24 protein-coding genes are annotated in these 21205 nt (G+C 41.4%); all 24 read right to left on the bottom strand.

Annotation, left to right across the window (positions count from 1 at the left end):
* Nucleotides 1-32: 32 nt before the first annotated feature.
* The 24 genes from tsf to fliG all read right to left on the bottom strand — a co-directional run bounded on the left by tsf (nucleotide 33) and on the right by fliG (nucleotide 21201).
* Nucleotides 33-914 carry a translation elongation factor Ts gene (tsf, locus tag H9631_RS03025; RefSeq protein ID WP_191809802.1) on the bottom strand — a complete coding sequence of 294 codons (882 nt, stop codon included), beginning with the start codon at nucleotides 912-914 and terminating at the stop codon, nucleotides 33-35.
* A 128-nt stretch (nucleotides 915-1042) separates the two neighbouring features.
* On the bottom strand, nucleotides 1043-1774 hold the full coding sequence (gene rpsB / locus H9631_RS03020) for a 30S ribosomal protein S2 (protein ID WP_191809800.1): 732 nt from the start codon (nucleotides 1772-1774) through the stop codon (nucleotides 1043-1045).
* A gap of 448 nt (nucleotides 1775-2222) precedes the next feature.
* Nucleotides 2223-2717, bottom strand: coding sequence for a hypothetical protein (locus H9631_RS03015; RefSeq protein ID WP_225220818.1), 495 nt, complete (start codon nucleotides 2715-2717; stop codon nucleotides 2223-2225).
* On the bottom strand, nucleotides 2701-3483 hold the full coding sequence (locus H9631_RS03010; protein ID WP_191809796.1) for a FliA/WhiG family RNA polymerase sigma factor: 783 nt from the start codon (nucleotides 3481-3483) through the stop codon (nucleotides 2701-2703). The genes H9631_RS03015 and H9631_RS03010 overlap by 17 nt, the downstream gene beginning before the upstream one ends.
* Nucleotides 3484-3546: 63 nt before the next feature.
* Nucleotides 3547-4413 carry a MinD/ParA family protein gene (locus tag H9631_RS03005; protein ID WP_191809795.1) on the bottom strand — a complete coding sequence of 289 codons (867 nt, stop codon included), beginning with the start codon at nucleotides 4411-4413 and terminating at the stop codon, nucleotides 3547-3549.
* Nucleotides 4410-5534 (bottom strand): flagellar biosynthesis protein FlhF, encoded by a 1125-nt coding sequence (gene flhF / locus H9631_RS03000; protein ID WP_191809792.1) that lies wholly within the window; start codon nucleotides 5532-5534, stop codon nucleotides 4410-4412. The genes H9631_RS03005 and flhF overlap by 4 nt, the downstream gene beginning before the upstream one ends.
* Nucleotides 5534-7564 carry a flagellar biosynthesis protein FlhA gene (gene flhA, locus H9631_RS02995; RefSeq protein WP_191809916.1) on the bottom strand — a complete coding sequence of 677 codons (2031 nt, stop codon included), beginning with the start codon at nucleotides 7562-7564 and terminating at the stop codon, nucleotides 5534-5536. The genes flhF and flhA overlap by 1 nt, the downstream gene beginning before the upstream one ends.
* Nucleotides 7565-7596: 32 nt before the next feature.
* Entirely contained in the window at nucleotides 7597-8679 is a 1083-nt protein-coding gene (flhB, locus tag H9631_RS02990) for a flagellar biosynthesis protein FlhB (protein ID WP_191809789.1), read from the bottom strand.
* Entirely contained in the window at nucleotides 8676-9455 is a 780-nt protein-coding gene (gene fliR, locus H9631_RS02985) for a flagellar biosynthetic protein FliR (RefSeq protein WP_191809787.1), read from the bottom strand. The genes flhB and fliR overlap by 4 nt, the downstream gene beginning before the upstream one ends.
* 4 nt (nucleotides 9456-9459) lie before the next feature.
* A complete protein-coding gene (gene fliQ / locus H9631_RS02980; protein WP_191809785.1) occupies nucleotides 9460-9729 on the bottom strand; it encodes a flagellar biosynthesis protein FliQ in 270 nt (89 codons plus the stop codon).
* Between the two features lie 45 nt (nucleotides 9730-9774).
* The gene (gene fliP / locus H9631_RS02975) at nucleotides 9775-10425 is read right to left on the bottom strand and encodes a flagellar type III secretion system pore protein FliP (RefSeq protein WP_225220828.1); all 651 of its coding nucleotides are present in this window, start codon (nucleotides 10423-10425) and stop codon (nucleotides 9775-9777) included.
* An 8-nt stretch (nucleotides 10426-10433) separates the two neighbouring features.
* Complete coding sequence (locus tag H9631_RS02970) at nucleotides 10434-11093, bottom strand: flagellar biosynthetic protein FliO (RefSeq protein WP_191809781.1); 660 nt, start codon at nucleotides 11091-11093, stop codon at nucleotides 10434-10436.
* 104 nt (nucleotides 11094-11197) lie between these two features.
* Nucleotides 11198-12340 (bottom strand): flagellar motor switch phosphatase FliY, encoded by a 1143-nt coding sequence (fliY, locus tag H9631_RS02965; RefSeq protein WP_191809778.1) that lies wholly within the window; start codon nucleotides 12338-12340, stop codon nucleotides 11198-11200.
* Nucleotides 12330-13355, bottom strand: a complete 1026-nt coding sequence (fliM, locus tag H9631_RS02960) for a flagellar motor switch protein FliM (RefSeq protein ID WP_191809776.1) — start codon at nucleotides 13353-13355, stop codon at nucleotides 12330-12332. The genes fliY and fliM overlap by 11 nt, the downstream gene beginning before the upstream one ends.
* 33 nt (nucleotides 13356-13388) lie before the next feature.
* On the bottom strand, nucleotides 13389-13814 hold the full coding sequence (gene fliL, locus H9631_RS02955) for a flagellar basal body-associated protein FliL (protein ID WP_191809774.1): 426 nt from the start codon (nucleotides 13812-13814) through the stop codon (nucleotides 13389-13391).
* On the bottom strand, nucleotides 13801-14022 hold the full coding sequence (locus H9631_RS02950; RefSeq protein WP_160705220.1) for a flagellar FlbD family protein: 222 nt from the start codon (nucleotides 14020-14022) through the stop codon (nucleotides 13801-13803). Before H9631_RS02950 ends, fliL begins: the two co-directional genes overlap by 14 nt.
* 46 nt (nucleotides 14023-14068) lie before the next feature.
* Nucleotides 14069-14878 (bottom strand): flagellar basal body rod protein FlgG, encoded by an 810-nt coding sequence (gene flgG, locus H9631_RS02945; RefSeq protein ID WP_191809772.1) that lies wholly within the window; start codon nucleotides 14876-14878, stop codon nucleotides 14069-14071.
* Nucleotides 14879-15131: 253 nt separating this feature from the next.
* Nucleotides 15132-15764 carry a flagellar hook assembly protein FlgD gene (gene flgD, locus H9631_RS02940; protein ID WP_191809771.1) on the bottom strand — a complete coding sequence of 211 codons (633 nt, stop codon included), beginning with the start codon at nucleotides 15762-15764 and terminating at the stop codon, nucleotides 15132-15134.
* A 10-nt stretch (nucleotides 15765-15774) separates the two neighbouring features.
* The gene (locus H9631_RS02935; protein ID WP_318246763.1) at nucleotides 15775-17052 is read right to left on the bottom strand and encodes a flagellar hook-length control protein FliK; all 1278 of its coding nucleotides are present in this window, start codon (nucleotides 17050-17052) and stop codon (nucleotides 15775-15777) included.
* Nucleotides 17053-17057: 5 nt separating this feature from the next.
* Entirely contained in the window at nucleotides 17058-17663 is a 606-nt protein-coding gene (locus H9631_RS22680; RefSeq protein WP_191809769.1) for a MotE family protein, read from the bottom strand.
* 8 nt (nucleotides 17664-17671) lie between these two features.
* Nucleotides 17672-18118, bottom strand: a complete 447-nt coding sequence (fliJ, locus tag H9631_RS02925; RefSeq protein WP_191809767.1) for a flagellar export protein FliJ — start codon at nucleotides 18116-18118, stop codon at nucleotides 17672-17674.
* Nucleotides 18115-19440 carry a flagellar protein export ATPase FliI gene (gene fliI, locus H9631_RS02920; protein ID WP_191809765.1) on the bottom strand — a complete coding sequence of 442 codons (1326 nt, stop codon included), beginning with the start codon at nucleotides 19438-19440 and terminating at the stop codon, nucleotides 18115-18117. The genes fliJ and fliI overlap by 4 nt, the downstream gene beginning before the upstream one ends.
* Complete coding sequence (fliH, locus tag H9631_RS02915) at nucleotides 19437-20201, bottom strand: flagellar assembly protein FliH (RefSeq protein ID WP_191809763.1); 765 nt, start codon at nucleotides 20199-20201, stop codon at nucleotides 19437-19439. Before fliH ends, fliI begins: the two co-directional genes overlap by 4 nt.
* Nucleotides 20194-21201, bottom strand: coding sequence for a flagellar motor switch protein FliG (fliG, locus tag H9631_RS02910; RefSeq protein ID WP_191809762.1), 1008 nt, complete (start codon nucleotides 21199-21201; stop codon nucleotides 20194-20196). The genes fliH and fliG overlap by 8 nt, the downstream gene beginning before the upstream one ends.
* Nucleotides 21202-21205 lie beyond the last annotated feature (4 nt).

The raw sequence follows: 21205 nt of genomic DNA, 5'->3' as shown, positions 1-21205 counted from the left end.
TTCATTTGAAACGGAGCCACATATCACTATGCTTACTTTTTCGTTTGGCTCATTACTTCTTCCGCGAAGTTTTCTTGGCGTTTTTCCAAACCTTCGCCTACTTCATAACGAACAAATCCAAGCACTTCAGCGCCTTTAGATTTTACAAATTTACCAACTTTTTCATCTGGGTTTTTGACAAATGATTGATCAAGAAGGCAGATTTGCTCGAAAAACTTACCAAGGCGGCCTTCAACCATTTTTGCAACAATTTTTTCAGGCTTGCCTTCATTTAGGGCTTGCTGTGTAAGAACTTGGCGTTCACGCTCGATTTCTTCCTCAGATACTTGGTCACGTGAAACATATTTTGGCTTGATTGCAGCAATGTGCATAGCAACATCTTTTGCAGCTTCTACATCAGTTGTTCCTTCAAGAACCGCTAGAACACCAATACGTCCGCCCATGTGGAGATACTCACCGAATACACCGTTGTCAGATTTTGTTTTAATTTCAAAACGACGAAGTGTAATTTTTTCTCCAATTTTAGCAATTGCACTGTTAATAAACTCAGTCACAGTCTCGCCATTGCTCATTTTTTGTTCCAAAGCTTCTTCAAGGGATGCAGGTTTGCTCGCAAGAAGGTGCTCAGCCAGTTCCTGTACAAGTTGTTGGAAATTTTCGTTTTTAGCAACAAAGTCAGTTTCTGCGTTCACTTCTAATAGAACGGCTGTATTGCCTTCACTTAAAATAAAAGTTGTTCCTTCAGCTGCAATTCTGTCAGCTTTCTTCGCAGCGGAAGCCATTCCTTTCTTTCTAAGGAAGTCGATTGCTTCCTCCATGTTACCGTTTGTTTCTGTTAAAGCTTTTTTACAATCAAGCATGCCGGCACCAGTTTTGGCACGCAATTCTTTAACCATTTGAGCAGTAATTGCCATTTTCATTTCCTCCTCGTGTAATAAAAAAGGTGTCAATAAGAACATGATTGTGTGAAAAAAGGTGACAAAGTGTCATCACTCTTATCACCTTTCGAATCGCCTGAATTCAGGCAGATATCATATAACGATTAGGCATTAGCAGTTTCAGTAGATGCTTCTTCTTCCTCTGCTGGCTCTTCGCTGTATTTAGCTTCCAACAGTGCGTCAGCCATTTTAGAAGTAAGCAATTTTACTGCGCGGATTGCATCATCGTTTGCTGGAATGACATAATCTATTTCATCCGGATCACAGTTTGTATCAACGATACCGACGATTGGAATATTCAACTTACGTGCTTCAGCAACAGCAATGCGCTCTTTTCTAGGGTCAATGATGAACATTGCGTCTGGAAGAGTCTTCATTTCTTTAATACCACCCAAGAACTTGACAAGACGATCGCGCTCTCTGTTGAGCATAACTACTTCTTTCTTTGGAAGGACTTCGAAAGTACCGTCTTCTTCCATTTTTTCAATCGCTTTTAAGCGCTCGATTCTTTTTTGGATCGTTTCAAAGTTAGTCAAAGTTCCGCCAAGCCAACGATGGTTCACATAAAATTGGCCTGCACGTTCAGCTTCATCTTTTACAGATTCCTGAGCTTGTTTTTTAGTTCCAACAAAAAGGACTTTACCATTGTTTTCAGAAAGCTCTCTCATAAAGTTGTAAGCTTCTTCAACCTTTTTGACTGTTTTTTGCAAGTCAATGATATAGATACCGTTTCTTTCCGTAAAGATGTATTTTTTCATCTTAGGATTCCAGCGGCGTGTTTGGTGTCCAAAGTGTACACCTGCTTCAAGCAATTGCTTCATAGAAATGATTGACATAATTTTTTCCTCCTCGGTTTTTTCCTCCGCTTCACTCATCTTCCGGAAAGACTGTTCTGTAGAAAAACAGCACCCTCTCGCGAAAATCATGAAACGTGTGTATTAATACCATCAAATAATATAGCATAACCAAATAGGTTAATCAAGCCTGAAATGCCATATCACTCTAAGAATCCAATTTAATGTAAAATTATGAAACGAAACTCAGGGTATGTTGTCCACATCGAAAATTGTTTCCGACGTTCCTTTTGTCTTTTGACAAAAAATATTTACTTTTTCACTCGAAACAATCAAGTATTAAGATTGAATTATTACCTATTATTAAACAGCTATTTTCAGAACACACCCCTTATACCAGAATTTCTCGCTTCCTCAACAAGTCGATATTTAGGGCCGCAATAACTAAAAAGAGCTAACGATTGTCAGCTCTTTTCACAGATTTCTAAATTCACTGGAATTTCAGCAGAAGCTCTATTTCTGTTTTACCTTTATTCAGCTTCCTCGCAATGTCCGTTACGGTCAAACCTTGTTCAGTCAGCAACTCCACCTGCTCCCTCAATGGCATTGGATCTACGGCATCGTCCGAAACAGCTCCTTGAGGGTCCAAGGGTTTTACTGTCTCTTGCTGATGCTTCTCAGTTGTTGGAACAAACTGCTTTTCTTCCATTATACTATTTGCCGTTATAGCATCCATGGTTGTATCCTCTGTCTCCCTGCTCTCCATTAATCTGCTCAAAAGTTTTTCATTTTCATCTTTGATTTCTTCAAGCAGGGAAGCCATTACCTGTTCCGATTCCTTAAGCACAAGCAGTTGTCTCTTTTCAATCCCCATCAACTTGTTTTGTCGCATATAGAGCAGTAGCAGAGCAAACGCCAAAAGGACGTTGATTAGAAATAAAATGAATATAAGTGTTCCAGTCACTTTTTCATCTCCGCCTGTCATTTTTGTCCGTCTTCAATAATTGCTGCCTTAATTTGAAGAGGGCTTTAGAATGAATTTGTGAAATTCTCGATGTGGATAGCTGCATAATATGGCCGATTTCGGTCAGCGTTAACTCTTCTTCATAAAACAGACTTAACACAAGCTGCTCATTGTCAGTAAGAGTTGTAATCACTTCCGCCATTTCTTCAAGCCATTCTTTTTGTATAATCTGCTCTTCTGGTGTTGGAGTTTGATCATCTTTAATTGTATACGAATGATTCTCTTCGTCCTCTTCTCCTGACATATATTCATTCACGGAGAAAATTTGGGCAAAAAAGTACTCATTCATTGTTTTGATTACTTCTGTGTCAGTCACGCCCATTTTGGCAGCAATTTCTTCAGGTGAAACATGACGCATATATTCTTGTTCCAAAGCGTTTTGTACACCTTCTATTTCTTTCGCCTTCTCCCGTGTACTTCTCGGAAGCCAATCTTCTTTTCGCAGCCCATCTATTATAGCCCCTCTAATCCTAAAGGAAGCATAAGTATCAAATTTAAGTTTCCTGGTCAGATCAAACTTGTCCAAAGCATCGAGCAACCCCATAATACCTAAGCTCTTTAATTCTTCTCTACTTACGTTTTGGGGTAAATTAACCGAAATTCTTTGCACATGATAAGTGACAAGTGGCATATATTTTTTCACTAAGTGATTGCCTGATTCCGAGTCTCGCTCCTCTCTCCAGCGTTCCCAATGTTTATGTTCCTCAAGGGGCAGTGTAATCGACATATGTATCCCCTCCTCTAACAAATTAGAATGCTTCGGGAAAAGAAAATCCTTTTTGCGCAATTTTTATTTGCTGTAAAACAATTTGTGCAACCTAGTAATAAATGATTCTTTTAAATGAGCAGGTTGCTGATTTAAATTTCCATGGATGAGAGATAGAGTCAGTTTTTTCATATTGACTGAAACAGGCGCCCTTGGAAATTCCAAATATACCGGTCGATTGGCTAGGACAGCTTTTCTCATATGCTTATCTTCCGGCAGTATTCCCAATAAGTGGATTTCTTTTTGAAGAAAAGTTTCCATAGCTTTCTTCAGGCGTTCGAAGGTCTCCCTACCTTGCTTATCATTGTCTGAACGGTTGCATATGAGAAGCAGCCTGGCATCAGCCCGCACTCGATGAATAAGCTTCATCATAGAATAGGCATCCATGATAGCCGTAGCCTCCGGTGTTGAAATAACAATAACCTCATCAGCCGCCAAAGATAGCCGAAGCATCCACGGTCCTGCACCCGCACCCATGTCAAAAATGATAATATCGTAGATTTCCTGCATTCTTTTGAAACCGTAAAAAAGCCTGTCAACGGTTGTCTCGTCAAGTTCAACCGCCTCTTGAAATCCGTTTCCACCAGCTATGAACGAAACGCCTCCAGGACCCAATTCGACAATTTCAGAGAGCGGTTCTTGATTATAAATAAAATCCCCCATCGTTTTCGTTGCCGCTCCACCTAATAGTAGATTGACATTCCCCATACCAATGTCCAGATCGACAACAAGTACATTAAATCCCTGCTCAGCAAGAATGATGGCCATATTGCTGGAAATATTGGATTTTCCGACTCCGCCCTTTCCACTGACAACAGCAAGAGTTCTCGCTTTTTTTCGGGGCTGTCTATTAATTTTTCTGCGTAAGTTTTCTGCCTGATCCTTCCTCATTCACTGCCATCTCCAAAAATATAATCAACAAACAATTCCGGTACAGCTATGATGATGTCGTCTGGAACGTCCTGACCTGTTGTGACAAACGCTGTTGGCAAGTTGTACTTAAGCATAATATTCACCATCGATCCAAATACTTTTGTTTCGTCTGCTTTTGTAAAAATCAACCTGTCAATAGACATATGCTGAAAATTGTCCATAATTGACACAATATCTCTTTCTTTCATCGTTACACCCATAACAAGAAAAGTCTCAAGATCGTTTTCCATGGATAAGATGTTATGTAATGCATGAACGAACCCAGCGTCCCGATAATTTCTACCTGCGGTATCAATAAAGACTTGGTCATAGTCAGCAAAGCTTTCTACTGCTTTAATAAAATCCTCCGGCTCATAAGCAACTTCAACCGGAATATCAAGTAATCCGGCATATGTTTTTAACTGATCAATAGCGGCAATACGATAGGTATCCAAAGTAATAAATGCAACTTTCTTCTTCTCTTCCAACGCTGCATGTGCTGCCAGCTTCGCCAGAGTGGTTGTCTTCCCTACCCCCGTTGGTCCCACAAGTGCAACAAATTTTTTCTCTCCTGATGGAGAAAAGTCGAGTTGATCTATTTGTTCTGCAAGAATTTTTTTCGCTTCTTGGATGACGTCCTTTTCTGACGGCTCTTTTTTAGCCTGCCGCCAGCTTACTAGCAATCGCTCAGCGATTTTCGCTACATAGCGTTCGTCTAGTTCCTGATCTAATAAGAGTTCAAGCGCCTTTTGGATCGAAGAAGGATAAACTGCCAAATCCGGATCAATCGCTTTCTGATTGGATGTTACCATTTCTTTCAGTTCCGCTAATTCATTCAGGAGCGATTGTTCATATTCCACAGGTTTCTCTTCGATTAAATCCACGGTCTCTGTTAAAACAGGTAAAGGAACGCTTTCTTGCAACTTATTGTCATCATCCATAACAGCAACGACTTCAAACTGTTTTTTCTTGAAAAAGCCAAACACGCCACCAGTCCAAACTACCCTAGAGCTCAAAATGACTGCTTCTTCTCCAACCTCATCTTTTACTTTTTGAAAGGCTTCCGGCATTGAAGGAGCCGTGATTTTTTTTATACCCATTAAACGTTCACCACCCCGATACTTTGGACTTCCACATCCGCTTCCAATTCATTGTATGAAAGGATGGGTACCTGAGGAAAATATCTCTCAGTCAATTGGCGCATATACATCCGCACAGCCGGAGAACATAAAAAGATCGGTGTTTGCTGGATTTGTGACAGTTCTTCGATTTGAGTAGCGGCCGCTTCCAGTATCCTTTGGGATTCTCCTGGGTCCATTGCCAAATAGTTTCCATTCTCTGTCTGCTGAATGCTGTCAGCAATCATTTTTTCTACCTTCCCGGAAACCGTAATAACTTTTAATACCGGCTCATCATTCGCATATTGCTTCGTGATCTGTCTCGCCAAAGCCTGACGTACATATTCGGCAAGTATATCCGTATCCAGTGTCGCTTTTCCATAATCAGCCAGGGTTTCAAAAATCAATGGCAGGTTTCTGATCGAAACATTCTCTTTCAATAACTTAGCCAATACTTTCTGGACTTCCCCGACTGTCAGAGGATTAGGCGTTACTTCCTCAACAAGAATCGGATAAGATTCTTGCAAATGATCGATAAGCTCCTTCGTTTCTTGCCTGCCGATCAACAAATTCGCGTTTATTTTCAAGACTTCTGTTAGATGAGTTGATACGACAGACGGTGGATCTACCACAGTGTACCCCTCAATTTCAGCCTGTTCTTTCACTTCTTCCGAAATCCATTTTGCAGGAAGGCCAAATGACGGTTCAATCGTGTCAATCCCCGGTATCGTATCTTCCGTTCCTGGACTCATCGCCAGGTAATGATCCAGAAGAAGAGTTCCTCTTGCTACTTCGTCACCTTTTATTTTGATCAGATATTCATTCGGCTCCAGTTGGATATTATCTCGGATTCTAACAACCGGAATAACAACACCCAATTCCAAAGCCAGCTGCCTGCGAATCATGACAACTCGGTCTAAGAGATCTCCACCTTGGTTGACATCCGCCAATGGGATCAGCCCATAGCCAAATTCAAATTCAATCGGATCCATCTGCAATAAATCAAGAACGCTATCAGGTGATTTCATTTCATCCGCTGCCGCTTCCTCTGCTGTTAAGGCCAGAGGATCTTCGGTACTTTCAGGAATACGGCCAAGTGCGTATCCTCCCGCCGCCAATGCTCCCGCAATCGGAATGGTAATCATATTACTGATAGGGGTCGTTAAACCCAACAAGAAAATAGTTGCCGCTGAAATATAGAGGATTTTTGGATAAGCAAACAACTGCCCCGCAATATCAGACCCAAGATTGCCATCCGAAGCTGCACGTGTGACAACAATTCCCGTTGCAGTTGAAATTAAAAGTGCCGGAATCTGGCTGACTATGCCATCTCCAACAGTCAGCATTGAATATCTTGTGGCCGCTTCAGCAATTGGAAGGCCCTGCTGGACCATTCCAATCAATATTCCAAAGAGCAGATTGATAATGACAATGACAATACCCGCAATGGCATCTCCCTTTACGAACTTGCTGGCACCATCCATCGCTCCGTAAAAATCTGACTCACGTGAAACCTTTTCCCTGCGGTCTCTTGCCTCATGTTCTGAAATAATTCCTGCATTTAAATCTGCATCAATGCTCATCTGCTTACCAGGCATTGCATCAAGCGTGAACCTCGCAGCTACTTCCGAAACACGCTCCGCACCTTTTGTAATAACGATGAACTGAATAACAATTAAGATAAAAAACACAACAAGACCAACAAGTATATTGCCTCCGACTACAAACGTGCCAAACGTTTCAACAACACCGCCGGCATCTCCTTTAGAAAGGATAGACCTTGTGGTTGAAACGTTAAGCCCCAGTCTGAATAAAGTAAGGAGCAATAATAATGAAGGAAATATTGAAAACTGCAAAGGCTCATTCACGTTCATCGTAGTCAAAAGGACCAGTAATGCTAGTGATATATTGATGATAATCAAAAAACTTAACATCCATGGCGGGAATGGAATGACCAGCATGGCAACTATTAAAATAACACTTAGTAATACCGCAATTTCCTTTGTCTTCATCATGTCTGGCCCCTCCTTCCATTCGCTGAATTTCATATCTTATGCTTGATGCGATAAACATAAGCCAATATTTCGGCTACCGCCTTAAAAAACTCGTCCGGTATGGCGTCCCCTATATTAGCCTGTTTGTAGAGTGCTTGTGCTAGCGGGCGGTTTTCTACAAGCACGACCTTATGCTCTTTTGCTACCCGTTTTATTTTCTGGGCCATGAAATCAACCCCTTTGGCCACGACAACCGGGGCATCTGCTTTTTCTTCGTCATACTTCAGGGCAATGGCATAGTGGGTTGGGTTCGTTATGACAACATCAGCCTTTGGAACCTCCTCCATCATCCTTGCCATCGCTATTTCTCTTTGCTTCTGCTTAATTTTTGATTTAATCAGCGGATCGCCTTCCATATTTTTAAATTCATCTTTTACATCTTGTTTGGACATCCTAATATTTTTTTCGAAATCATACCGTTGATATAAATAATCAAATAAGGACAGAAATAATAATGCAATAGATGCACTGATCCCCATTTGTAAAGTCAGACTGCCAATCGTTTTTAAAGCGGAGGGAACTGACTTATGCGATAGGATAAGAACTTCATCAATTCGAAGCCACAAAACAAGAAATGTAATAAAGCCGACAAAGCTAATTTTTAAGATAGATTTTAACAGCTCAACAATAGCCCTGATCGAGACAATCCTTTTGAATCCCTTAATGGGATCAATTTTTTCAAGCTTCGGCTTCATTGGTTCCGCGGTAAACAGAAACCCGACTTGCAGGAGGTTTGCGCCGAGACCTGCCACCAATGCCACCAGCATGATGGGGCCTAACAGCACAGCAACCCCCAGAATCAAGTCCAAACCAATTTGATGTAAGTTTTCCGCTGTTAGATCCATGAGCATATATTGACTGAATGTCCTGCGGAAAATATCCATCACTACTTGACCCACATTAGATGAAAAAAACATCAGAAAGCCGAAGACAGACAATAAACTAATAGCGGTATTGACATCCTGGCTCTTGGCCGTCTGCCCTTTTTGTCTCGTATCCTGTCTTTTTTTCGGTGTAGCTTTTTCTGTTTTTTCACCGGCGAAAAACTGCAAATCTAGTTGTAGCAGCTTCATTCCAAACCACCGAGTCTTTCCATGACATCCCTCATTGTATGTCCAATCGTTTCAAACAAGTTTTGCACGATGCCCAAAATAACACCAATGACAATAAAAATAACAATAAAACTTACTGCAATTTTGATAGGAAAGCCGACAACAAACACATTCATCTGCGGAACGGTTCTTGCCACAATGCCCAGAGCAACATCAACAAGAAACAACACTGCCACAACTGGGACAGCCATTTGAAAAGCAATGACAAACATCATGGCAAATGCTTTGACTACGTATTCCACTAGGCCTGCATCTCCAAACCCTAGAGTTACCTTATCAATCGGGACGAATTGATAACTGTAGAATATCCCGTCCAACAGCATATGGTGGCCATCAATAGCTAAAAGCAGCAGCAGTGAAAACATATATAGATACTGTCCAATCAAAGGAGATTGGGCGCCCGTCTGCGGATCTATGACATTGGCAATCGCAAATCCCATCTGAAAATCTATGAAGCTTCCAGCTGCCTGAACGGCTGACAAAATCATATATCCCATGAAACCAATGAATAGTCCGACAAGCACTTCTTTTATAATTAACAAAAAATATTCCAGGTTAATCTCAAGAGGTGAGGCATCCACCGTATAATACATGAGCAGCGAAATAAAAAAAGCAAACCCAATCCGGAACATAGCCGGAAGTGTTCGGTATGAAAACAGCGGCATGGTTACAAAGAAAGCGGACACCCGCATAAAAATTAGGAGAAACACTGAAAAAGCCGGGACGATGTCTATCATTCTTTCAACCTACAAACCGAGTCAAATTTTGAAAAATATCTGTTGTATATGAGAGGAGCCTGCTCAGCATCCATGGACCAAAAAAGACAATTCCTACAAGGACTGCAATGATTTTTGGTATGAAGGCCAGTGTCTGTTCCTGGATTTGTGTTGTAGCTTGAAAAATACTTACAATCAATCCAACCGCCAACGCTAAAAACAGCAGCGGCCCAGCTACAATTAATATGGTAAATACTCCTTTTCCAGCTAAAGAAATGACTGATTCGGCGCTCATAACATCACCTTCCTTGGGATTGTAGTCAAATGAATAAGATATGCACTAAAAACTCTGCAGCAGCGATTTGACGACTAAATACCACCCATCAACTAAAACAAACAGTAGTATTTTGAACGGTAGCGAAATCATCACTGGCGGCAGCATCATCATCCCCATTGACATTAATACACTGGCTACAACCATATCAATCACAAGGAACGGGATGAAAATCATGAATCCGATTTGAAAAGCTGTCTTTAATTCACTTAGGGCGAAGGCTGGGACAAGTGCTGTTAATGGTATATCTTCGATCGTTTTCGGACGTTCTGCTCCCGAATAATTTAAAAATAATTCCAAGTCTTTCTGTCTTGTATAAGAGCTCATAAATTCTTTAAATGGCACCGCAGCCCGTTCATAAGATTCTTCCAAAGAAATTTCATCATTAAACAGCGGCGTCAGCGCTTCTTTGTTCACTTCGTTCAAAGTCGGCGCCATCACGAAAAAGGTTAAAAAGAGCGCCAACCCAACAATAATCTGATTCGGAGGCATCTGCTGGGTAGCCAGCGATGTCCTGACAAAAGAAAGCACAATGACTATCCTGGTAAATGATGTCATGACAATCAGGATTCCAGGTGCAATCGACAAAACTGTCAGCAACAAGAAGAGTTTCACTGATGTTGACACGGTTTCAGGTGAACTGTTGAAAAACTCCATAACTTCATTCACTTTTCATCGTGCCCCTTTCCCTGTAACTCTTTTAAAATATTTTGTCGCTGCTTCTTAATAGCATCCATTTCATTCTGGAAATGTTCTTCAAATGTGTTAGGATTTTTTTTGTCTTTTTTGGACTTCAACATGTCTTTTATATTTGCGGCAACCTTTGTCACCATATCTGCCGATTGGATGCTTCCTTCGAGCTGCTCATTATATTGAGTTAAAATTTCCTGCTGTTCTTGTTCATCCGTAATTTCCCTCAGAAGCTGGACGTTTTCCCCGACACCCAATACGAGCAGACGATTGCCGGCTTTCACAATCTGAATCGAACGGTTTCCGCCAAGAGCAGTTCCGCCTAGATTTTGGACAATGCGATTTTGCTGATATGACTGGCTCTTTTTATTAATGAATTTTAATAAGAAATAAAGCAATGCGATGACAAACACAAGGGCGAAAATCGTTTTGAACACATCCAAAAAGCCAATCGAGAAAGATTCATTTCTGCTATCATCCATTTGTGATTTGTTTAAGTCTTCTGGCTCCTCGCATTTGTCGGGGTGTTTTAAGCATTCTTCTACGGAACCCTTTGGACTCGCATGAACAAGATACGGTTTGGAGTTTGTGAGAACGATCAAAATCAAGAATAGAACCATCCATTTATTTTTCATACTTGCATACCTAAATTCATTATCATTTTTATCTTGCATGTTCCCATCTGGGTGGTAGAGCTCTTCATTAACACGATCGTTCCCTCACAATCCGATTTCAAAACTTATTTCAAATGTTGCAGACGGTTTTTTCTGCTCAAAATGTCCGTTACTCTAACCCCGAAACTCTCGTCAATGACAACAACCTCTCCTTTAGCAATCAGACGATTATTAATCAGGATGTCCACCGGTTCACCGGCTAATTTATCCAGTTCAATAATGGAGCCAGAGCCCATTTCAAGAATATCTTTGACCGATTTATGGGTTCTTCCCAGCTCAACAGTCACCTGAAGCGGGATATCGAGCAAGACATCAAGATTTTTTGTATCTGTTTGCTCTCCAAAACCATTATCAAATTGTGTAAAGCTTGCACGTTGAACATTGACATTCTGATTTTGGTCCTGAGGCGGTTCAGCAGAATAGTGCTGCGTTGGTGAAGAAACTGGTTCTTCCATCTGATTAGGTTGTTCCAAAGTTACAGCTGCAGCAGTTTCTGCTGCCGATGTCTGAACTGCTTCTTTTGCTTCACTTGTTTCCTCAGCTTGGGACCATAACTCTTTAACCAAGCTTTTAGCAAAGTTGACTGGAATGAACATCGTCAGCTTTGAATCGATAATGTCCCCAACCTTTAAGTCGAAAGATACTTGCGCAAAAGGAGATTGATCTGAAAGCTCCTGAAGCACTTCACCTAATGTTTCATTAGATACATGAAACGTCGGGGTAGAAATATCTACTCTTTTTTCGAAGAACGAGGACATCGAAGTAGCCGAGGAACCAATCATCTGGTTCATTGCCTCTTGTACAGCACTTTGCTGGATCTCGTCCATTTCTTCTGATGGATTTGTTCCATCACCGCCCATCAAAACATCCGCAATGACCGAAACATCCCTCTTTTTCAGAAATAACACATTGACACCTGAAAAACCTGATGTATAAGTGACTTGAACAGCCATACCCGGGTCTTTTGATTCTGATAAGGTCTTCCAATCGATGATGGAGACAGTTGGGGTAGTGATTTCTACTTTTTGGTTCATCATAGTGGAAAGCGCAGTCGCTGCATTCCCAAAAGAAATATTTCCCACTTCTCCCAGGGCGTCTTTTTCTAATTCACTCAGCTCATCCGTTGCCTTTGTTGATTCGTCTTCTGATTGGTTCATTTCCGCGAATAACATCTCAATCTCTTCTTGGGAGAGCTTCTCACCATTCATCGTCCTCATCTCCCTCATTTATCATATTTAAAATTTGAACAGCCAAATGGTTGTGTTTCATACCGGGCTGCCCCGTGAATTTCGGAACTCCCGCAATTTTGACAGTAAGCGGCTCGTCAATACGATTCCGAAGCTGAAATACATCGCCTTTGTTTAACGCAAGAAAATCCCTTATCGTCAAATAAGTCTTGCCCAATTCAACGTCCACCTCAACATTTGTTTCTTTAATACTTTGCTTCAGTGCATCAAGAGCTTCCGGTTTTTTTTCTTTAGATCCGGACTCCATCCAATATTGAGCAGACAGCTTTGAAATAATTGGCTCCAGAACAACATGCGGGAGCATAATATTGATCGTTCCGTTTGTATCACCAATCACCGCATGCATTGATACGACGACAACCGTTTCATTTGGTGAGACAACCTGCAAAAACTGCGGATTAACCTCTATCTCAGAGAGCTCAGGTTCAATGTGCGAAATACTTGCCCACGCTTCCTGCAAAGGATCTAGAGTCTTTTGGAATAGATTTGTCAGCAGCTTCATTTCAATATCAGTCAAAAGGGAAATTTTATTCATGCCTGTCCCTTTTCCTCCCAAAACTCGATCCATCATCGCATAAGCGATATCAGGCTGAACCTCCATGATCATCCTGCCTTTGAGCGGCGGAATTTCAATGACATTCAAAAAAGTCATGCTGTCGATTGAACGAATATATTCCCCGTAAGGAACTTGACCAGAAGAAACTACTGAAATATGTGCATAAGTCCTTAAATGCGCCGAGAATAAAGTTGTAAGCAACCGAGCAAAATTTTCATAAATTCTTGTTAAACTACGTATCTGGTCTTTCGAAAATCGGAGCGCCCTTTTAAAGTCGTAGACTTTGACGATTTTTTCAAGCTCTGTTGAAACCGGGGCCTGTTTCGGCTCTTCATTATCGTTACCGGTCGCTAGGGACGAAATCAGATCATCAATTTCTGTTTGTGATAAAACCCCTTGGGATAAGACATCGTCTGGCATTGCCGTCACCTCCTAACATTGCTTTTTCGCATCCTATGAAATGATATAAGAGGTAATGTAAACCTTGACTACTTCCCCTTCTTGCATAATTTCATTGATTTGTGATTTTACTGCCTCTTCAAATGACTGCTTGCCTTCCTTGCCTTCCAATTGGGGCGACTTCATATCAGACAGTTCAGTAATGATGATATTCTGCACTTGGAACTTTCGTTTCTCCAATTCCTCTTTTGCATCCTTACTACTTGTTTCAACCATGAAAGAAATTTTTACGTATCTGTTATCAAGCAGGTTTGTTGCAATTTCCCCCATGTCTACCGACAGCTTTATGACATCATCAATCGACTGTTCCTCACTAGCCGCTTCTTTTTTTCCGAGGCCGAGCTTGTCATAGATGAGCAGTCCGGCAGCTCCAACAAGTAAAATAACAGTAATAACAATGAGTACTTTATTCTTTTTCATCAAGATCCTCCTGCTGCCCACGTCCTAATAATTGAATCGACTGATAGAACTTGAAAATTTTCTCCCTTACAAACTCTTCAGACTCTGCCACTACATATTTCCGGCCGTTCAACATCGTGATCGTCGTATCGGGAAAAGATTCAACCGTTTCAATGTACAATGCATTCAAATGAAAGGTTTTTCCATTCAATTTCGTAATATGTATCAATGAACCATCCAGGACCGGAAAAAGCCCGGTCCTGTCCCTCCCTTACTTATCGTTTTAAATTGACAAGCTCTTGCAAAATCTCATCTGAAGTCGTTATAATTCTTGTATTTGCTTGAAATCCCCGTTGTGCCACGATCATTTCAGTGAACTCCTCTGAAAGGTCAACATTGGACATTTCGAGAACACCAGAAACAAGTTTTCCGGCTCCGTTCTCGGTTGGCCTACCCGTTTCAATTGTTCCTGCAGCGTTTGTATGAATGTAATTATTCTCACCCACTTTTTCTAGCCCGCCATTGTTGGAGAATCTGGCAATAGCTATTGTCCAATCAGAGAAAGTATCTTCACCTTTTTTATAAGAGATGACCCCATCCTCGCCAATGCTGAGATTTGATATTGTTTCTGGGTTATCAATCTTTATCCCTACGAGTTCACCGTTCGCATTATATCCCTGAACAATATCGCCGGACGCTGTTACAAGGTTACCGTTATTATCAAAGAACAGGTTACCTGCTCTTGTATACTTTTCCATACCACTTGAATCTTTAACGACCAAGTAGCCATCACCCTGTATTCCTACATCAAGTACCCTTCCGGTAGTCTGCATGCTTCCCTGTGTATCAACTGTATCAATAGATGCGAGCTGTGAACCCAGTCCGACCTGCTTCGGGTTTACCCCTCCGCGATTTCCATCTCCTGCACTTGCTCCGGAAATTGTTTGGCTTACCATATCCTTAAACGTGACACGGCCTTTTTTAAACCCGAATGTGTTGACGTTGGCGATGTTGTTTCCGATGACGTCCAGTTTGGTCTGAAAGTTTTTCATTCCGCTAATTCCTGAGTACATTGAACGAAGCATGTTCCCATTTCCCCTTTCGTGTCAGCCGGCGGCTGCTGGCCTCCTATTAAGGCCCATCTATTTTCTAGTCAACTAAAATTATTCCATCCATATTGTTAAAGATTCGTTATTGCGATGTTTTTCAGCTTGCGCTTCAGTCATACAAGGCTGGAGCTGCCTTTGTCAATTCGATAACGACTTTCCGGTCTTGCCAATTGTCTGCTTTGAATTCAAATGAAGAAGATGGCTGAAATCTTATTCTCGGTCATCTTCTTTATTCAATTTTTGTCAGCTTTTTAGATTCAACTACTGAACCATCATCCAAGATGACCGAAATCGTACCATCCTTTGATGTTACAGACTTAACTATTCCAGACTTTTCCTCCTCGCCATCCATCCACATCACTTTCTTGCCAATTAAATGGCTGGCTGTAACAAGCGAGTTTTCGCCACTGCTTTGATGCATTTCCGATATGTTCGCCGGAGTCAATTCCTTTCCATCTTCAAGAATGATTTTTACAGAATCACCCATAAACTGCACCGAGCTGACCACGCCTTTTCCTTCAATTATTTCCGGATCTTTTAACGGGTCATCGTTCTCGATGATTTGATGCCATGTCACTTCTTTGCCTACAAATTCACTAAAAGCAATTAAATTCGCTTGAGAAGCACTTTCTACAAACTTCTCTAATGTTTGGTTCATGTTTGTCAATTGTTCTAAGGAGGAGAAAGTCGCCATCTGTCCTATAAATTCTTTGTCATCCATCGGACTGAGAGGATCTTGGTTTTGAAGTTGTGCGAACAGGATTTTTAAAAAAGCATCTTTTCCTAATGAATCGTTACCTGACGTCTCCCTTTTCATCGTCTCAGTCGGCAGAAAATAATCACTGCTAATCGTGTTTGACATGCTTCGACACCTACACTTCCATCTCAAATAACACTTTTTGTAAAAAGTCGGTAAACCCTTCTTCTTCCGTTTCTTCTACAAAGGTACTTTCCTCGGAACTTTGATCTGATCCAGGCTGCTCCTGATCACTATTCCTGCGATCTTGACTGCTATAACTCTCTAGACCTTCCTGAAAGGAAACCTCTACTTTGTCCACCTGAATATTCTGCTGGGTGAAAGCCTGCCTTAGTTGATGAATCTGCGAATCTAGCATATCTTTTGCCATACTCGTGGACGTCAGAATCCTCGCGATCATAGCACCATCTCTTTGTGTTAGTTCTATCCTGAGTGAGCCAAGATGTTCCGGATACAGGCGAATTGTCATACTTTTAGTCTGAAGCCCCTGACTGAAATGTGATTTTTGCAAAACCGTTGTAAATTGTCTGACAAGCTCTCTTCCTTTCCTTTCATTGGAGCCTGTTTCAGCAAGTCGAACAATGACTTCTTCCGTTTCTTTTCTGTTCACGCTTGATGCTTGAACAGTATTTGAATCTGACTTCGTTTGTCGATTAACGATCTCTTCATTTACTTTCGCAGTGTTCTCAGTCAACGAAGCTATACGAGGAATGCCCTCTTTTGCAATATGTACGGTTTCTAAACGAATCGATCCTGGTCTTTCCTCTTTTGTTTCTGCGCTTTCCGTGTTGGATATAAATTGTAAAGGAGCATCTTTTATCCATTGCTTATCACTGTTCCCAGACTTTATATCCCAACGGGTTGGCATATTCTGCTTTACAGGTAGTTGGCCGGTCACTAGAAAGTGAGGTTCTCCGATCTTTGGGAAAACAGAGTTTAGAGATGCGCTCTGCTCCAACTTATTAGTTAACTCCTTCAATGCTGTATCCAGATTTTCGATATCTGTATCAGCATTGGAATCAAGCTGTTCAAATTCCACCAGGATCTGGTTCAAAATCAGCTCCAAGTCCACTGTTACTTTTGGGAGTTCAGTTTCCTTCAAATCCTCCAGCAAATGAATTGCCTGCTGCAACAGTTCCTGTTCGTCCTCGTCTAGGTCAGATTCACCGTTTTCCTGAAGTTCTTGCAAAGCCCCTAATACATTTGTCAATAGATCGATCAAGTCAGATTGTTCTTCATCCGCATCTGTCACTTCATTTGTGGGTTCAGACTGAAAGCTTTGAAGTTTCATATTCAGAATATCTCCAAATAGGCCGTTTCCCTGCCCACTCTTATTTTCAGGCTGGTTCACCATTCCAAGATTGGGAGAAGCTTCAAATATAGGTATCCTCACTTTATTTATCTCCCCTCGGTTGTTCTCACAGCTAGCATTTGAGTATACCCCGCCGCTTTTTCAGGCGGCATTTTTTCCATGATTCTTGCCAGTGGTTCAGAGCCCAGGCTCGATAAGATGCTAACAGCTTCTTCATCCTTCATTTCTACAATAATTGAAGCTGCTCGCTTGGGCATCATCGTTTCATAAACCGCCACGATTTCATTCATCTCTCGTTTCTTATCATTATCCACCTGGCTTTTTTCTTCAATCGTCGTTTCAAGCCTTTTCTTATCTTGGTTTAGGAGATCTATTTCAGACTCTTTATCTTCTACTTTTCTTTCTAATCGGCTAATTTTCGCATTTTTTTCTTCAATTTGGGCTTGAAGCTTTACGATGGCTTCATTGTGTTCATCAATGCTCACCGTCTCTTTTCCACCGAGGATAGAAGATATAACCGGAATCTTTCCCCCGATTTCCTTTGCTTTTTCATATACATTCACTCCGGTAAGCGTAGCAGCTAGCAAGGTGAGAAACAGTATGAGCAGCAGCGGAATCACTACCCATGAAAAAAGCTTTTGAAAAAGGCCTGTTTTCTTATTATCTTTTTGCGTATCTTCAGTACTAGCCACCTTGTCACCTAATTTCCTTTTCGATGTTGAAATTGTATGGCTGCTATTTCATCCATTTGATTATTTTCATAGTGATTGACCCACTGTTGAAAATAATCATAGCTTTTATCTTTTATCTTTTCGTATTTTTTAACTTCGATATTACTTTCAAGAAGCTTCTCTTCCCAATATTTCATCTCTTTTCGTGTCGAAATGACCTGTTTCTGCCAATAATTGATCGTTTCTTCAAGGTTATGAACGAAAATCTGATTATGCCTAATCTTTTGAATGGAGTAGCCTGTCTCCAATTTCTCTGACTGAAATTGTTCCAGGACCTCTTTTTTCTTCAATAGTTCATATAATTTTTGGGCAGCACGCTCAAATTGACGGACCGACTCTTCGTAAAGAGAAAAGGTCTCTTCCTTTTCTCTTTCTTTGAGCGTCAATATATGCTGGAATTTATAATTAAATTTCAACGAAATTCACCTGTTTCTGCCAAATTGATCAAAGACCGGATACTTTTTTCCTTCGCCGCTTTCTCGTGAGTCTCTTGCTGCAAAAATCTTATGATTTCCGGCTGATAATCAATCGCTTCATCAATCTCTTTGGATGCACCTTTCTTATAGGCACCAATATTAATCAAATCTTCTGCGTTCACATATGTACTCATATAGTTCCTAATTGTGTTAGCAGCCGTCTGATGTTCAGGTAGGGCAAGATGGTTCATGAGCCTGCTGATGCTTTTTAGCACATTAATCGCAGGATAATGACCTTTGTTTGCCAAGGAACGGTCTAAAACAATATGCCCGTCCAAGATCCCCCGCACGGTGTCGGCGATTGGCTCATTCATGTCATCACCATCCACAAGCACAGTATAGAAAGCCGTGATTGAACCCAGCGGGCTTGTCCCTGTTCTTTCAAGAAGACGGGGCAGCAAAGCGAATACGGAAGGAGTATACCCCCTTGTGGCGGGAGGCTCACCAACAGCCAGGCCTACTTCCCTTTGGCTCATGGCAACCCTCGTCACTGAATCCATCAAGAGATTTACTTTACAGCCTAAATCCCTAAAATATTCGGCTATCGCCGTTGCTGTAAAAGCTCCTTTGATTCTCATCAGCGCAGGCTGGTCTGAGGTTGAAGCCACCAGAATCGATTTTTTTAGCCCCTCTGGTCCAAGGTCATTTTCAAGAAACTCTTTGACTTCCCTTCCACGCTCTCCGATTAGAGCAATGACATTAATATCAGCCGTCGTATTTCGAGCAATCATGCCAAGCAACGTACTTTTTCCTACACCACTTCCAGCAAAAATCCCCATTCGCTGTCCGTTTCCAACTGTAAGCATGCTATCAATTGCCCTAACCCCTACTTCAAGCTGCTCTGAAATCGGAGGTCTTGTCAATGGATTAGGAGGGTCACAATCAATTTGCACCGTTGCCATGCCACGGGGGATGACCGATTCATCCATCGGATTCCCGAGTGCATCCACAACCTTACCGATCATTTCAGGACCAACATGCACCTCTAGCGGGTTTCCTGTGGACTCAACGAGACTTCCGGGAGCTATGTCCAGCAAATTGGTATAGGGCATTAAAATCAAATGTTTCTCTTTAAATCCAACAACCTCCGCCATGACCGTACGGCTATTTGCCGAATCTCCCGTATGTATAAGACAAACATCCCCGATGGAGCTTTCAGGTCCAAATGACTCAATCATGAGCCCCACAACCTTAATGACTTTCCCATACTTTTTAAGAGGATTGATATTTTTTATATGAGGCAGGAGCTCTTGAGCCTTCATGTTTTATGTTCACCGGCAAGGAGCTCTGCCAGCCTTTCTTTCAACTCGTTTAGCTGGCTATCAATGCCGGCATTGATTCTGATTGTTTCGCATTCTACAATACAATCATTCTCATTTAATTCCTCATTCGGATATATGTAGCATTGCACTTCTCGCGGAAAAACAGATTTCAAGGCATTTCTGGATGTAACAAGCAGATGAAACTTAGATGGGTGCACAAAAATCTCAATTTCTTTTTCATTTTTCAGTTCAACAAGCGCCTTTTTTACCACACCTACGAATCTCTCAGGCTCTTCAGAAAGTAATGACCCTAGGATAGATTCTGTACTTGCCACAGCCAAATCCAGAATGGTTCGCTCTGCTTGGACAGTATATGTTTGAGAGTCCAGTTTGGCCTCATTGATTGTGTTGACAGCTGTTTCAATCAAACTTTTATACTCACTTTTCCCTGCTGTTCTTCCTTCTTCCAGCCCATTTTGATATCCTTCGTTCCACGCTTCTTCAGACAACCTTCTTTTTTCATCATCCCAAAGATTCTTTTCCTCTTGAATGGCATTTCTTAAATGTTCCGCTTCTTGTGAGGCTTCTTCGATTAATTGTTCTGCCTTTGCTTCTGCTATTTCCATCAGTTCTTTGGCTTTTGATTCAACTAAAGGATCTATAGCTTCCTGTTCACAGCCAGGCTTCTCTACAATCCGTGGAGTGATTACCTTGGAACTCGTCAAAACCCGATCCGAATGAAGCTTGATGATGTTAGACAATGATTTCATCCCCTCCGCGAGCAAGGATAATTTCTCCAGCATCTTCCAGTCTGCGGATAATAGCCACAATGCTTGATTGAGCTTCTTCAATTTCACGTAAACGTACAGGTCCCATCAATTCAATTTCTTCCTGCAACGTCACTGCCATCCTAGTAGACATATTATTGAAGATCGTTTCCTTCACTTCATCACTGGCTACTCTAAGTGCCAGCATTAAGTCATCGCTGTCACATTCTCTGATCACACGCTGAATGGAAAGATTGTCCAAAATAACGATGTCTTCAAAGACAAACATTCTTTCCCTGATATCTTCTGCAAGTCCAGGATCTTGGATGCCTAGAGTATCGAGAATGGTTTTCTCAGTTGCACGGTCAACCCCTTGAAGGACCTGAACAATCGATTCGATACCGCCACTTTGTGAATAATCGTCCGTAACAGTAGCAGACAACTTTCTTTTAAGTATTTCTTCCACCTCACGGATAACGTCTGGAGATGTCCCATCCATAACTGCGATTCTTCTTGCAATATCAGCTTGCGTATCATTCGGAAGCTCCGACAAAATTTGACCAGCCTTTTCTGGATCTAAATACGAAAGGACCAACGCAATTGTTTGCGGATGCTCATTTTGAATAAAATGTAAAATTTGCCCCGCATCTGCCCTTTTTGCAAAATCAAATGGACGAACCTGCAACGAAGCGTTAAGCTTTTTCAGCATTTTTGAAGCCTCTTCATAACCGAACGCCTTTTCCAGCACTACTTTGGCATAGTCCAAACCGCCTTGTGTAATATATTTTTGGGCAAGGGCAATGTGATGAAATTCATTGACCACCCTATCTTTTCTTTCAGGCGTCACGTTTCTAAGACTGGAAATTTCCATCGTCAGTTTTTCTACTTCTTTTTCTGTCAACTGTTTATAGATTTTTGAAGCAGTATCGGGACCAAGAGAAATGAGAAGTACTGCGGCCTTTTGAAGGGCTGACATTTTTTGCTTTTTTTCCATTTCT

Source organism: Bacillus norwichensis, from assembly GCF_014836955.1.
Taxonomy (GTDB): Bacteria; Bacillota; Bacilli; order Bacillales; family Bacillaceae_C; genus Siminovitchia; species Siminovitchia norwichensis.
The sequence above is the reverse complement of the archived record's forward strand: the minus strand, read 5'-3'. Positions and strand labels throughout refer to the sequence as shown.

Coding starts and splice junctions, on each gene's coding strand:
- flhB (WP_191809789.1), bottom strand. CDS start 8,679: ATGAAGCTGCTACAACTAGATTTGCAGTTTTTCGCCGGTGAAAAAACA.
- H9631_RS03010 (WP_191809796.1), bottom strand. CDS start 3,483: ATGTCGATTACACTGCCCCTTGAGGAACATAAACATTGGGAACGCTGG.
- fliY (WP_191809778.1), bottom strand. CDS start 12,340: ATGAATGGTGAGAAGCTCTCCCAAGAAGAGATTGAGATGTTATTCGCG.
- fliM (WP_191809776.1), bottom strand. CDS start 13,355: ATGCCAGACGATGTCTTATCCCAAGGGGTTTTATCACAAACAGAAATT.
- flhA (WP_191809916.1), bottom strand. CDS start 7,564: ATGAAGACAAAGGAAATTGCGGTATTACTAAGTGTTATTTTAATAGTT.
- H9631_RS03015 (WP_225220818.1), bottom strand. CDS start 2,717: ATGACAGGCGGAGATGAAAAAGTGACTGGAACACTTATATTCATTTTA.
- flgD (WP_191809771.1), bottom strand. CDS start 15,764: ATGTCAAACACGATTAGCAGTGATTATTTTCTGCCGACTGAGACGATG.
- fliG (WP_191809762.1), bottom strand. CDS start 21,201: ATGGAAAAAAAGCAAAAAATGTCAGCCCTTCAAAAGGCCGCAGTACTT.
- tsf (WP_191809802.1), bottom strand. CDS start 914: ATGGCAATTACTGCTCAAATGGTTAAAGAATTGCGTGCCAAAACTGGT.
- rpsB (WP_191809800.1), bottom strand. CDS start 1,774: ATGTCAATCATTTCTATGAAGCAATTGCTTGAAGCAGGTGTACACTTT.
- fliR (WP_191809787.1), bottom strand. CDS start 9,455: ATGATAGACATCGTCCCGGCTTTTTCAGTGTTTCTCCTAATTTTTATG.
- flhF (WP_191809792.1), bottom strand. CDS start 5,534: ATGGGTATAAAAAAAATCACGGCTCCTTCAATGCCGGAAGCCTTTCAA.
- H9631_RS02970 (WP_191809781.1), bottom strand. CDS start 11,093: ATGAAAAATAAATGGATGGTTCTATTCTTGATTTTGATCGTTCTCACA.
- H9631_RS03005 (WP_191809795.1), bottom strand. CDS start 4,413: ATGAGGAAGGATCAGGCAGAAAACTTACGCAGAAAAATTAATAGACAG.
- fliL (WP_191809774.1), bottom strand. CDS start 13,814: ATGAAAAAGAATAAAGTACTCATTGTTATTACTGTTATTTTACTTGTT.
- fliI (WP_191809765.1), bottom strand. CDS start 19,440: ATGAAGGCTCAAGAGCTCCTGCCTCATATAAAAAATATCAATCCTCTT.
- fliQ (WP_191809785.1), bottom strand. CDS start 9,729: ATGAGCGCCGAATCAGTCATTTCTTTAGCTGGAAAAGGAGTATTTACC.
- fliP (WP_225220828.1), bottom strand. CDS start 10,425: ATGGAGTTTTTCAACAGTTCACCTGAAACCGTGTCAACATCAGTGAAA.
- flgG (WP_191809772.1), bottom strand. CDS start 14,878: ATGCTTCGTTCAATGTACTCAGGAATTAGCGGAATGAAAAACTTTCAG.